Below are 13,688 nucleotides of genomic sequence, written 5' to 3' on the forward strand. Positions count from 1 at the left end.
ACTTCATTAAAAAGGGATCTCTTAATAAAGTGCTAGATAATATGAACTGGATTGATCTGGTTTGCCTTGGGGTGATTGTCCTAAGTGCTTTATCGGGATTAACCAGGGGCTTTACCCGAGAATTCATTGGTTTATTTGGATGGGTTGTTGCTGCAAGCCTTGCTAATCGTTGGTACCCTGATCTTGTGCCAAAGATCACCCCTTATATTAGCAATGAAACCCTCGCAGACATTGCATCATTTGCTATTATTTTTCTATTATGTTGCATTGTCATCAACACCCTTGCGAATGTAATTGTCGGTCAGAATTCAACTCGTTTTTCTATATTAGGAAGGTTGGATCGAATTTTGGGGGCTGCCTGTGGCGCAGTAAAAGGTTTTGCCACGCTAGCGATTATTTATATTTTGGGTGGAATTATTTTCCCTGCTGCACAATGGCCTGATACGTTGCAAGAAAGCCAAATGGTTCCTTATGTTTATCAAGGAGCTGCCTATATCAATGAATTATTACCCAGCTCTATGCAAAGGGATATCGTTGTACCACAGGTAAAAACACCCAGAAGTTCTTATCCCGCAGATACAAACACGAACACCAATGTAATTACTGATCCAAATGCGCCTATGCCTGCCACTGGACAACAGAATACCAACCAAGGGATTTCCCCTGATTATTAAGCTCATATTACTCTTTTACGATTATTTTGTTTTTCCCTTAACCACCACGGATTTATCATGACACATTCCTCTCTTTCTTCTCATGAACTTGATTTTATCGACGATGACGAATTCCACGAAGAATGCGGTGTTGTCGGTGTATGGACCACTCAAGATGCCGCTTCTTTGACCGCATTGGGGTTACATGCCTTGCAACATCGTGGACAAGAAGCCAGTGGCATTGTGACCTATGACGGGAATCAATTTCACACACATCGTGGTCTAGGATTGGTTGGAGAAGTCTTTGATGACCCCAGAGTGATTGCCTCTTTGCCAGGAGGAATGGGAATTGGTCATAACAGATATGCCACCACGGGTGAAACACAATTACGTAATGTGCAACCTTTATATGGTGATTTTGAATTTGGCGGGTTTGCGGTTGCGCATAACGGCAATTTAACCAACGCACAATTATTAAAACAATCTTTGGTGCGCAGAGGATGCTTATTTCAATCCAGCACAGACAGCGAAGTCTTTATCCATCTCATCGCAATTTCTTTATATAGCAACGTGATTGATCGTTTTATTGATGCGATTAAACAAGTTCAAGGGGCATATTCTTTGGTTGCTTTATCCAAAGACATGTTGATTGCTGCCAGAGATCCTTTGGGGGTTCGTCCATTAATTCTTGGAAAACTACCATATAGTCAAGATAAAAATTCATGGGTTGTTGCTAGTGAAACTTGTGCTTTATCCAGTATGGGTGCGGATTTTCTTCGTGATATCGAACCTGGCGAAGTCATTATTATAGATCAAGACGGTGTCCGTTCCATCCATCCGTTCTCTGACAATACGTCAAGTCGTTTTTGTATCTTTGAGTATGTATATTTCGCCAGACCTGATTCAGTCATTGAAAATAAATCCGTATATATAGCACGTAAAAAAATTGGTGCTGAACTAGCAAAAGAATCCCATGTTGAAGCTGACGTTGTCGTTCCTGTTCCTGATTCTGGTGTTCCAGCAGCGATTGGTTACGCCGAGGCAAGCAATATTCCTTTTGAGCTAGGGATCATTCGTAGCCATTATATTGGACGAACCTTTATTGAACCAACCGATCAAATCCGTAATCTAGGTGTTAAGCTTAAACATGCAACCAATCGTGCCGTCATTAACGGTAAACGTGTGATCTTAATTGATGATTCGATTGTTCGTGGAACCACATCCAAGAAAATCGTTGAAATGGTTAGAGCAGCTGGCGCAACAGAAGTTCATTTACGCATTGCCTCCCCACCTACACAACATTCTTGTTTTTATGGAATTGACACCCCTGCCGAAGAAAAATTATTGGCACATACCCATTCAATCGACGAAATGTGTAAATTAATTGGCGCAGATTCGTTGGGATTTGTGTCTGCTGATGGTCTTTATCGTGCATTGGAAGAGGAAAAAAGAAACAATCCAAATCCACAATATTGCGACGCGTGCTTTACAGGTGATTATCCAATCCCACTAACAGATCATGACATGCAGTTGGTAAAATCAAAATAAGCAATGGATTTGCCATTGCAAAATAAAATCGCATTTATTACAGGTGCCAGCCGTGGCATCGGTCAAGCCTGTGCTGTTGCCTTGGCACAGGCTGGTGCGCATTGTATTATCAGCGCCAGAACTCAGATGGGATTAATGCAAACAGATGACCTAATACAATCCGTTGGGGAAAAGGCAACGTTATTGCCTTTGGATTTAGGTAGTCAAGATGCTTGCAAACAAATTGATCTGATTGGTCCATCGATTGCAGCTCAATTCAAACGATTAGATATTTTTATCCATGCTGCTTTTCAATATGTTCCCTTAACACCAGTAACACAAATCACCGATGTGGCATGGGACAAAAACATACAGGTTAATTTATCAAGTCCTTGGCGATTAATCCGCACATTGTCGCCATTACTCTCTGCCACTAAAAATGCCAATGCATTTTTCTTTCAACCGATGGCTTCATACCTGCCCTTTTGGTCGCCCGTTACAGCTATACACGCAGCACTGGGGGCAATGATTCAATCTTGGCAGCAAGAAATTGCACAATTATCCTCATTGCAAATCCATTATCTTCCCCTATCCCCTACGAATACTTTATTAAGACAATCTTTTTTCCCAGCCGAAAATAAACAAACCTTAAATACACCTGCACAAACAGCCAAAGAAATCATTGCGCACATTATTCATTAATATTTTTATAATTGATTGACATCCTTTTACTTATTTAGTATACTTAAAGATCGGTGTAATAATTTTACGGCAAAACCCATATATGAAATAATCGCTAATTAATAAAGTGGAAAGGAGAGAAAACATGTATTTAATTCATCGTTATCTCTATGGAGCAACTGTTTGTTCTCTTGTTGTTTGGACAATTTACCTATTAACCATAGATTTTTTTTCAATCGCATTTGTTCCTTATCAATATAAACAACTTATCCACGTCCCTCTGCCGGTAAGCTGGCTTAGCTTTTCTTATTTAGCACTCATTAATATGGCTACACTGTTAATAATCTCTGGTTTAACATTGATTGCTCAATTTAAAAACATCAAAATCATTCCAACACCTATTTATCACCTAGATGGGTCTGAAGATAAAGTGGAAATTTAAATCTTTTGTGAAATACATTGCTTTTTATAATATTATCACGTTAATATTTTAATTTTATAAAACGCAATGTATATCCAATGTTTGAATATTCCTTTATACAAAAAATCAGAAAGAATATAACAAACAAAATATACACAAATCATGGACTAATTTAAGTAAGATGAAATATTTTGTTATATATCCTGATGACAACAAAGATAATTTAGAAAAATTCAAAACTAATAATCAACATCTAGCACCTGAAATAGATATTATTCCTGTCAAAGCACCTGTTTCTAATCTTAATTTGCGTGATGAATTAATTAAAAAAAATATTATTACCAAAGATAATGAATATGATTTGATAACCCTTGCTTTTACCAAAGCCCACATTTTATTATGGCAACAAGCAGTGGAAACCCAATCCCCAATCACTATCTTTGAAGCAAATACAATTACGCACAAAGATTTTTTGGACCATCAAAAACAATCTTTATCCTTGAAAACTAAATATGATTTAATGATTTGGGGATATAATTTAAACTGGAACCCTTGTTTAGAGATAATACCTAGCTTACCTAAGGTCATTTATACATTTATAGGTTACGGCACAGAAGAACTCAAAACACCCAATAACGATCTAATTGATGTATCATTATATAAAAATAGCGACTTACGAGCCGTTCAAACGCTTAAAATGCTCTCTTTTTCTGGTATGGGGTGTTATAGTATTTCTGTTAACGGCGCAAAACAGCTTTTACAAAAAGCAATTTCTATAGGAAACGAAGCAGCTCCGTCGTATCAAGAAAAACCTTACGGAACTAATTTTTACGTTTTTAATCCTGTTGCTAAGCGAGAAAACACTTCTTTTGACGTAGAAGTCAACCGTCATATACAATCATTAAATACATACATGACCATCCCAATGTTAGCGGTCATCCCAACAACTCCTTAACCCATCATTTATTTTATTACTTGATTACTTACATCATTTTGTATGTATTCCATTAAACCTAGCTCAATTTTTTAAAAGAGAAAAATATGAATCTTCAACAAATTATTCATCGACGTTATTCAACAAAAAAATATAATCCCAACAAAAAAATACCCGAAGATCAAATTGAACAATTAATCGAATTATTGCAATATACGCCAACATCGATTAATTCACAGCCTTATCATTTTGTTTTAACAGGAACCCCTACGGGTAAAAAGCGTATTGCAACATCTATGGCTGATGGGCATTTTGTTTTTAACCATAACAAAGTTATTCATGCTTCTCATACCATTGTTATTTGCTCTAAAACCAGCATAGATCGTGAATATCTTACTAAAACGATTAAAAAAGCCCATAAAGATGGTCGCATTGATTCCCTTGAAAGGGTAGAACAACAAATCAATCAATATATGGGCTTTATTGATTTGCATAATAATGTACATAAAGATGCTCAAAGCTGGATGGCAAGACAATGTTATATTGCATTAGGCAATTTATTACTGGGTGCTGCTGCTTTGGGAATAGATGCAACGCCTATAGAAGGTTTTGACAGTGCGATTCTTGATAAAGAACTTGGTTTAACAGCACAAGGTTACATGAGTTTGGTTGTCATTGCTTTGGGATATAGAGCCGATGATGATATATTTGCTAAATTACCAAAATCACGCCTACCTAAAGAAGATCTTTTTACTTTTTTATAAGATAGTCAGTAGAGAGATTAAATTTTAATCAACACATATATTGTAAAAGAAAAAGCAGCTTTAATAGCTGCTTTTTAATATAATATGTTCAATAATTACTAGATTTTCGAAGGCGAAAGCAACATACAAGAAGATAGTTTTTGACACGCATTTTGGGCTGCATCTTTGCTTAGCCCTGTAACTCTGGCGCGATAGAGTTTATTTTTACCAACTTGAACAGCCTGCACTTGTTGAGAGCCTGCCCTTAAAGCCGCCTTACTTTTTGCTTTACCAGCAGCACTTTGCGCTAGTGAAGAGGATGCAAAAGCCCCAACCTGAATGCCCCAATCTCCAGAAGAAGAAACGTCACTGGTCTTTACAGGGGCAGTCACAGCTCTTTTGGCACTCGCAGAAGGCATACGATAAGAAACAGGTTGATAATAACGGCTGCTATTGCCAACAGGTGCCGAAGCAACTTGGACCGGTTGAGAAGAAGGTATGAAAACAGGTGGCTCACCACTAGAAACAGGTGGTGAGGACGCCTTATATCCCCTTGATGCCCAAGCTGATTTAATATCTTGGCGTGTTTCTGATTGTGCCACTGTCGTCGGTTGACGATCAAAACTTTTCCACTGTGTTGGATATCCTGTATCAACATTACGCCATGATGATTTAGCCGAAGCCACAACACGTCCAGAATTATTTAAACTTTGACCATTTAATGCTTCCGTGGTCGCAGTACCAACACGGTTTAAACTCGCTACATTTAAATTATCTGCAGATGATTGACCACCACCATTCATGCGATTAGCCCAAGCCTGTTGCACTGAATTCGCTTGTGGAGATAAAGCTAACTGACGTGAGGATGTTGGTTGCGCAGCCGACGCATAAAGGGTTGGATCAACACCTGAACCTAAACTATGGCTTTCCACCAACAAATCTGCTTGAGAGCGACGCTTTGGATTAGCTCCTTGAATCTTTGGACCAATTGAAGCCACATAACGACGTGTTTCCAAAGGCAATGTTCTGTTACGGGTTAAGAAATCATCCAACCGTCCCGGTCCACCATTATACGCAGCCAAAAAGCCTGGAGACCCGTAAATATCATACATTTGACGAATATAAGCGGCACCAGCAGCAATATTATCATGTGGATCATACGCATCATCACCCAAATTATATGCGATCCGCAGTTCATCGTAAGTGGGTGGCATTAATTGCATTAATCCCATCGCACCAGGTCCAGAAGTTGCAAACGAATTTCCACCTGATTCTTGCTTCATCACAGCGCGTATCCATGCTTCGGGTACATCAAACCGTTCAGATGCCTCTTTGATATAAGGTCCCCATGGGTCACTTGCTGGACCAGGAGGCGCATAATAAGAGCGAGCGCGTGCTTTATAATTGGCAACTTCTTGTGCAATAGGGAGCTGTTGCTGGCGTGGAGCAGAGGAAGAGCAACCGGCCACTAAAGCTGCCAATCCACCAACGCTCCCGATGCGCAATATCAAGGCAGTAGACGATTTCATTGACAGCTTGTGTGGAATACGAAATTGACACCAACCGAATGAAGACTGTAATAATTTGCTTCTCAAGTGCGCCATCATGCCTTTACCTTAATCAATATTCATTCAAAAATAAATAATTCCATTTAATTTTGAGTAAATTTATGCACTTATCCTATGTTTTATGATGTGTTTATGAGATTATATTTAATAAAAGAATCAAAATAAATCCAATAAATATCTTCTAACATTTACAAGAGATTTATTCTTTTTGCAAGCACAAGCTACGGGATTAACCATTAAAAATACACACCATCCGTTAAAAAAGAAATCTTTGCTAAACATCTGTAAAAAAGCCTTAATATGTAGCCTTTAATATAAAGATTGTTTCTTGGAATACTATCCTTTATAGTTAGCTATCTCACCATTTGAGTGTGTCATTGTTTTAAACATCTTGATCTTTTTCAACTCTAATTGCATAGTCATTTTAACCGAATGTCATTACTTACAAAAATAAATAGCAAGACAACAAATTCGCGATACTATCAGGCAGTGATAGATATTATCAATGGATTTAAATTATGGCGATTAGCGCTCTCTCTGGGTTGGTTTGATATTAAATTGCGATATAAAGGTTCTGCTTTGGGACCGTTGTGGATTACATCGACTTCGGCTGCTATGACTGCAACAATGGGTGTTATTTACAGCTCACTATTCAAAATGGATATTCATGAATACTTACCTTTTGTTGCTTTATCAACGGTTTTGTGGGGACAGGGGATTGCTTTAACCTTATCAGATGCATGTCAATGTTTCCTTCAGGCAAATGACACCATCCACTCTATCAAGCTCCCTTTTTTCCTACAGGCACTTCGAACAATTTTTCGTAATATAATTATTTTATGTTTAAACCTGATTATTCCTATTATCGTTTTTATTGTATTCAAAATACATGTGGGTTGGAATGCCTTATTGGTAATCCCTGGTTTTATCTTGTGGTTTTTTAACGGATTGGCAATTTGCTTGTTGTTGGGCTGTATCTGTGCTCGATATCGTGATATTCCACAAATTATTAATAGTTTTATACAAATTATTTTTTACATAACGCCTATTATTTGGTTACCACATCAATTAAAACATCATATGTCTTATTTGGTTTTTAATCCATTATATCCTCTTATCGAAGTGGTCAGAGGACCATTGTTAAATAATGGTTTTAATAGCACTATTTGGATGTATGCGCTTGGATATAGTATGATAATATGGTTGGCATCTGCATATGTTTTTATCAGAGCCAGAGGGCGTTTAGCTTTTTGGATCTAAAATTAAGATTTTTGAGGTATTTAAAATGAAAATTAAGGGTCAATATTCTTCATTCACCTTTCGCCCACCGGGTGTGTTAAAGAGTTCAGTCTCAACATCCCCTCGCCCAAGGTTAAAACCTGTTGAAGTTATCCCTAATCAACAAATGCTGCGTTTAGCGCAAGGCATTGACCCCAAAAATGAAAAACCACTAGAAGCGCTTGACGAAATTCCAGCAGGAATGCTGTTTTTTTGTGAATTGGAAAATGCTTATTTTATCATTAAAGACGGTATAGACGGTCTGATTATTACCGATGATTTGCATGCCATTTCAGAAAGTATGTATGATACAAAATTTCAACCAAGCGATCTGCCTGAATTACAAAATGTTGAATTATTAGATCATGTCTTTCTCTCTTTTGATTCACAATGGATGCGTTATAATCACTGGATGGGATATTGCTTGTCCAAAGCGTATTTAGCAAGCCTGTATACCCCTGAAACTGTACAAATTGTAATTCCAGAATATCGTGAAAACACGTCTATCCCACATCCAATTTCAAAGGAAACCTATGAGGCCACCCTTAAAAAAGCAGGATTAAATAAACGCGTTGTTCAGTTAAAAGACGGAATTTATAAAGCCAAGAAATTGACTTATTTCTGGCCAAACAGTTATTTACCACACTCTTATTTTAATTTTCATGATGCAAAGTCAGTTTTTTCACATATTAATAAAACCACCAAATATGATGATCACTTTCCTCCTCGTTTTTTCATCAATCAAGATCAAAATATGGAGCCTATTTTGAATAATCAGGATATTGATTTGATACAAAAAACACTGGAAGAACTAGATATACCCTGTATTGATTTAGACAAAATGGATTTAACAAGCCAAAGAATCCTTTTCTCTCAAGCTGAGTTAATTATTGCACCACATAGACCAGAGTTAATTAATCTTTTATATTGCAAGAGTGATACAGAAGTCATTGAATTCACACGTTCATTAAACAGAACAAATTATTTGCCTGCTTGGCCTTATTTGATTTCATCCTCTAATCGATTGCAATACACATTCTTTGATCTTGATTGGGTTGTCTTAACAGCCGACATGATTAAAAATGCCGTCCATAAACTTGATTCGATCTGATTTAACCAAGCGCATATAATGAACATGTCAGCCCCTGCCAGCTTTATTAAACTTGAACATCTATCGATTGAATTCCCTGTATTTCAATTAGAAAGCCGTTCTTTGAAAAAAACATTATTTTCCAATGTCAAGAAAATGATGAATAATCCACAGCGTCATCACCAACGTACAGGGGCTGAAATCGTCACAACAGCCAATAATGATGTCGTTGTTCAAGCATTACGGGATATTAATTTGACCATTCGATCTGGTGAAAGAGTGGGATTAATTGGTCATAATGGCGCAGGAAAATCAACATTACTTCGTGCAATTACAGGGATTTATGAGCCGAATTCTGGTCATATTCAAAGCCATGGTCATATAGAAGCGTTGCTCAGCACCAATGCCGGAATGAACCCTTTATTATCAGGCAGAGAAAATATTTACCTTCGGGGGAAAAGGCTGGGACTATCTACAAAAAAAATCCAAGAATTAGAAAAAGATGTCGAAGCCTTTGCCGAGTTAAATGAATTTATAGAGCTGCCAATTAAAATATATTCTTCAGGCATGTTAATGCGGCTTGGCTTTGGGTTATCAACCTCTATCGTTCCTAATATATTATTAATGGATGAATGGTTTATGGCGGGTGACAGCAATTTTCAAGAAAAAGCCCGTAATCGATTGGTATCAATCGTTGACAAAGCTGATATTCTTGTGTTGACGACGCATTCTTTGCCTATTTTACAGCAATGGTGTAATCGACTTATTTGGCTCAAAGCGGGGCAAATTATCGCTGATGGACCAACAGAAATGATTTTAGAACACTATAAACATGCGATGACAATGGATTCTGACTCTTAAAAATTGAATTCTTCTATTGTATTATTCTAATAATCACTGCAAGATAAAATAACATGGCTTAATTTTACTCTTATTTGAAATATAAATTGTAAATGTCTTCTATTATGCCCTCTCCAACAGAACCAACGCAACAAGAACGGTTTTACGCTTTGATTCAAAACGTGGTCATCGCCGCTGTTGGAATTCTGGCCATTTGGTTAATTGGTGATTTGTTAATGATCGTTTTTGCGGCAACATTAACGGCCATCATTTTAAAAGGCCTTGCGTCTATTTTACGTAAACATACACACTTGCCTTATTGGATATCCTTAACGATTATTATTATCGTCATCATCAGTGCTTTTATTGCATTAATGTTAACCAGCGGGCCACAAATTAGTGAACAAATTATCAAATTAAAACATGCCATTACAACACAAGTAGGCAGCCTTCGCGATCAATTACATACCAATCCACTAGGCAGTATTATTATGGATTATCTGCCAAACTCTGTTGGTGGAGGTGGGCATCGTCCTTCAGGTGCTTCTTTGGGATCACGTATAGCAGGTTCAATGACAGGCTTTATTACCTCTGTTTTTGGGGTTTTGGGTACTATTTTTGTAATCTTTATCGCGGGATTATATTTTGCAGCATCCCCGACCTTATATGGAAACGGATTGCTGCGTTTATTCCCAAGTCGTCAACGTCCGCAAATGCGTAAATTATTATTAATTGGTGGACACACATTGTGGTCATGGACAGCAGGACAATCCATCGTCATGTTGGTTGTGGGAAGCTGTTCTTTTATTGGGCTGAGCATCATTGGAATCCCATTGGCGTTGGCATTGGGTGTCGTTGCAGGCTTGGCGAATTTTATCCCTTATATTGGCGCGATTATCGGTGCGGTGCCTGCAATTTTGATTGGATTATCCCAAGGAAGACAAGAAGCTATTTTGGTTTTGGTTCTATATTGTGTTATTCAATTTTTAGAGGGGAATGTGATTTCTCCATTAGTACAAAACCACGCTGTACGCATGCCTCCTGGGATCACTATTCTTTCACAAACCGTCTTTGGAACGATCTTGGGGATGCCAGGATTGATTTTGGCTTCACCTTTAACGGCTGCGATTTTGGCAATTATGGATGCCAGCACGCCAAAACTTAAAGATGAAGAGAAATTACCCCCTTTGGATTAAACTGTTACAAAAATATTACTGAGCGCGAAAAAGAGTCCCATTTATAAAAAGAACGGTTTGAATTACTTGTTTTTGATTAGATTAACTCTTTTTTACTGATTAGTATAATTGCATTAAATTAGTAAAAAGGAAGTCTCATGACTAATAAAAATTCTATTGAACAGCTTCCAGATGGTTATTTAAATAAAACACCAATTTTTCAATTTATCTTACTTTCTTGTTTATTTGCCTTATGGGGCATCCCAGTTAGCCTGAATGATATTTTAATCACACAATTCAAAAGTATTTTCAATTTAAGTGATTTTGCAAGCGCTCTTGTCCAAAGTGCATTCTACGGGGGCTATTTTTTAATTGCTATTCCAGCCTCATTAATTATCAAAAAAACAAATTATAAGACAGGTATTATTATTGGGCTGGCTGTTTATATTATTGGCTGTTCTTTATTTTTCCCTGCTTCGACGATGGCAACCTATACAATGTTTTTGGCGGCTATCCTTGCCATGGCTTTTGGTCTGAGCTTCCTTGAAACAGCTTCTAATACCTACAGCTCTATGCTAGGACAAAAAAAATACGCCACATTGCGACTCAATATCAGTCAAAATTTTCAACCCTTTGGGGCTATTTCTGGTGTATTGATGGGAAAATATTTAATTTTTCAGGACGGCACCAGCCTTCATTCCCAAGTGCAAAATCTTTCTGGAGATGCGCTCAAAGCTTTTCAATTAGAGCATTTGCAATATACGTTAACCCCTTATAAATATATTATTATTCTTCTTGCTGTTGTTTTACTGTTATTTATTTTAACATCCTATCCAAATTGTAAACCAACCAACACTGCAAATCATAAAGTCGAAAAAGCCTCTTTTGGGGAAACAGTTTCGTATTTAATCAAAAATACCAGCTTCAGAAACGGTATTATCGCACAATTTGTTTATGTTGGCATGCAAACTGCGGTATGGTCATTTACCATTCGATTGGCTTTGGCATTGGGGGCTCACAATGAAAGAGAAGCTGCCAATTTTATGCTATACAGCTTTATTTGTTTTTTCATTGGTAAATTCATAGCCAATGTCTTTATGACCCGTTTTAACCCTAAATTAGTCCTCTTTATTTACTCTATCATTGGAACAATATTACTGCTCTATGTGTCTTTTGCCAGTGACTTTTCCGCGATTTATGCAGCCATCTTAACCAGCGTGCTAATGGGGCCTTGTTGGCCAACGATTTTCGCTAATAATTTAGAGGTCGTTGATAAAAAATACGTTGAAATCGCCGGTGCTATTACTGTCATGTCTATTGTTGGTGGTGCGGTTGTCCCTGCAATCCAAGGATTTGTATCCGATCATTTACATTCTATGCAACATGCCTTTACTGTATCCGCTATATGTTTTGCAATTGTTGGGCTTCATTTCCTTAGAGAATATCTAAAAAAAGATAATTCCCCTACTGTTGTTTAACGATACTACCATTCCTTTATTAATTATTTATTAAAGGAATGGGTAATTGTTCAAAAACCTTTCCATATTGGGGTTGCATTCAATCCCATTTATCATTAGCATCATTATATCGACTGTTACTTTATAACGTGATGTCAGGGATACAACATTGTTCCTTTAACAATAATTTATCTCAATTGAATGATTCTATCGATCGAACCCTATATCATAGAACATATTCACGACTTATTTTTAAATAATCGCCTAATTATTATATTGATAGTGTAAGGAGATTTCATGTCAAGTAATTCAAAAGATACTGTTACAATCAAGGGAATAGACCAACCTATATTACGCATTGCCCTTGGAACTTGGGCAATTGGCGGGTGGATGTGGGGAGGTCCCGATGATGACAATGCTATTAAAACCATTCACAAAGCCATTGATAATGGGATCAATATGATCGATACAGCCCCGGTCTATGGGTTTGGGCATTCAGAAGAAGTGGTTGGAAAAGCCTTACAAGGAAAAAGAGACAAGGTTGTCATTGCAACCAAGGTCGCCCTGAATTGGACAGATGATAAACAAAAAGTCTTTCGTGACACTAGACCTGAACATATCCGCCAAGAAATTGAAGAATCTTTGAAGCGATTAAAAACAGATTACATTGATTTATATCAAATCCATTGGCCTGATGATAAAACCCCTATTGAACAAACCGCGATTGAATTAAATAAATTACATAAAGAAGGCAAAATCAAAGCCATTGGGGTCAGTAATTTTTCTGTCCAACAAATGGAAGATATTTGTAAATATACAGAATTATCCTCTATCCAGCCGCCTTATAATTTGTTTGAAAGAGAAATTGAAAAAGATATTCTCCCCTACGCTGAAAAACATAATCTGGCGGCGCTTTGCTATGGTCCTTTATGTCGTGGCTTATTAAGTGGTAAAATGACCAAAGATCGCATATTTAACGGCGATGATCTGCGTAAATCCGATCCTAAATTCTCGGCTGAACATTTCGAAAACTATCTGGCCGCGACCAATGAGCTAAAGGCTTTTGCTAAAGATAATTACGATAAATCATTGCTAGTCTTGGCTATTCGTTGGGTTTTAGATCAATATCAAGGTAATATCCCATTATGGGGAGCCAGAAAGCCAGAGCAAATTGAGGGTGTTCGAGATGCTTTGGGCTGGTCTCTGTCTAAACAAGATTTAGAAACAATCAATGATATCTTAACTAAACATATCAAAGAACCAATTTCACCAGAATTTATGGCTCCTCCTAGCCGCTAATCAGTTTTTATCCCTTTTATCA

General features: G+C 37.3%; 13 protein-coding genes. 12 read left to right on the top strand and 1 reads right to left on the bottom strand.

What is annotated here, in order from left to right; all coding sequences use genetic code 11:
* The first annotated feature begins 41 nt into the window (after positions 1 to 41).
* The 6 genes from QJV33_RS01660 to nfsB all read left to right on the top strand — a co-directional run bounded on the left by QJV33_RS01660 (position 42) and on the right by nfsB (position 4,980).
* Positions 42 to 674 (top strand): CvpA family protein, encoded by a 633-nt coding sequence (locus tag QJV33_RS01660; protein ID WP_281461683.1) that lies wholly within the window; start codon positions 42 to 44, stop codon positions 672 to 674.
* Between the two features lie 57 nt (positions 675 to 731).
* The gene (gene purF, locus QJV33_RS01665) at positions 732 to 2,201 is read left to right on the top strand and encodes an amidophosphoribosyltransferase (protein WP_281461684.1); all 1,470 of its coding nucleotides are present in this window, start codon (positions 732 to 734) and stop codon (positions 2,199 to 2,201) included.
* A gap of 15 nt (positions 2,202 to 2,216) precedes the next feature.
* The gene (locus QJV33_RS01670) at positions 2,217 to 2,882 is read left to right on the top strand and encodes an SDR family NAD(P)-dependent oxidoreductase (protein WP_281461685.1); all 666 of its coding nucleotides are present in this window, start codon (positions 2,217 to 2,219) and stop codon (positions 2,880 to 2,882) included.
* Positions 2,883 to 3,006: 124 nt separating this feature from the next.
* The gene (locus QJV33_RS01675) at positions 3,007 to 3,303 is read left to right on the top strand and encodes a hypothetical protein (RefSeq protein WP_281461686.1); all 297 of its coding nucleotides are present in this window, start codon (positions 3,007 to 3,009) and stop codon (positions 3,301 to 3,303) included.
* A gap of 160 nt (positions 3,304 to 3,463) precedes the next feature.
* On the top strand, positions 3,464 to 4,237 hold the full coding sequence (locus tag QJV33_RS01680) for a glycosyltransferase family 25 protein (protein WP_281461687.1): 774 nt from the start codon (positions 3,464 to 3,466) through the stop codon (positions 4,235 to 4,237).
* An 86-nt stretch (positions 4,238 to 4,323) separates the two neighbouring features.
* Positions 4,324 to 4,980, top strand: coding sequence for an oxygen-insensitive NAD(P)H nitroreductase (gene nfsB, locus QJV33_RS01685; protein WP_281461688.1), 657 nt, complete (start codon positions 4,324 to 4,326; stop codon positions 4,978 to 4,980).
* 98 nt (positions 4,981 to 5,078) lie between these two features.
* Here nfsB and QJV33_RS01690 read toward each other — a convergent pair whose 3' ends face one another.
* Complete coding sequence (locus QJV33_RS01690) at positions 5,079 to 6,488, bottom strand: lytic transglycosylase domain-containing protein (RefSeq protein WP_408869662.1); 1,410 nt, start codon at positions 6,486 to 6,488, stop codon at positions 5,079 to 5,081.
* 528 nt (positions 6,489 to 7,016) lie between these two features.
* Here QJV33_RS01690 and QJV33_RS01695 point away from each other — a divergent pair.
* From QJV33_RS01695 to QJV33_RS01720, 6 genes are all read left to right on the top strand, one after another.
* Positions 7,017 to 7,787 (top strand): ABC transporter permease, encoded by a 771-nt coding sequence (locus QJV33_RS01695; protein ID WP_281461690.1) that lies wholly within the window; start codon positions 7,017 to 7,019, stop codon positions 7,785 to 7,787.
* A 25-nt stretch (positions 7,788 to 7,812) separates the two neighbouring features.
* Entirely contained in the window at positions 7,813 to 8,916 is a 1,104-nt protein-coding gene (locus QJV33_RS01700) for a glycosyltransferase 61 family protein (protein ID WP_281461691.1), read from the top strand.
* Positions 8,917 to 8,934: 18 nt separating this feature from the next.
* Positions 8,935 to 9,756 carry an ABC transporter ATP-binding protein gene (locus tag QJV33_RS01705; protein ID WP_281461692.1) on the top strand — a complete coding sequence of 274 codons (822 nt, stop codon included), beginning with the start codon at positions 8,935 to 8,937 and terminating at the stop codon, positions 9,754 to 9,756.
* Positions 9,757 to 9,860: 104 nt separating this feature from the next.
* Complete coding sequence (locus QJV33_RS01710; protein WP_281461693.1) at positions 9,861 to 10,931, top strand: AI-2E family transporter; 1,071 nt, start codon at positions 9,861 to 9,863, stop codon at positions 10,929 to 10,931.
* Positions 10,932 to 11,068: 137 nt separating this feature from the next.
* Positions 11,069 to 12,388, top strand: coding sequence for an L-fucose:H+ symporter permease (gene fucP / locus QJV33_RS01715; RefSeq protein ID WP_281461694.1), 1,320 nt, complete (start codon positions 11,069 to 11,071; stop codon positions 12,386 to 12,388).
* A 276-nt stretch (positions 12,389 to 12,664) separates the two neighbouring features.
* On the top strand, positions 12,665 to 13,666 hold the full coding sequence (locus tag QJV33_RS01720) for an aldo/keto reductase (RefSeq protein WP_281461695.1): 1,002 nt from the start codon (positions 12,665 to 12,667) through the stop codon (positions 13,664 to 13,666).
* Positions 13,667 to 13,688: the final 22 nt, after the last annotated feature.

Source organism: Commensalibacter nepenthis (genome assembly GCF_029953305.1).
In the GTDB taxonomy this organism is placed as follows: domain Bacteria; phylum Pseudomonadota; class Alphaproteobacteria; order Acetobacterales; family Acetobacteraceae; genus Commensalibacter; species Commensalibacter nepenthis.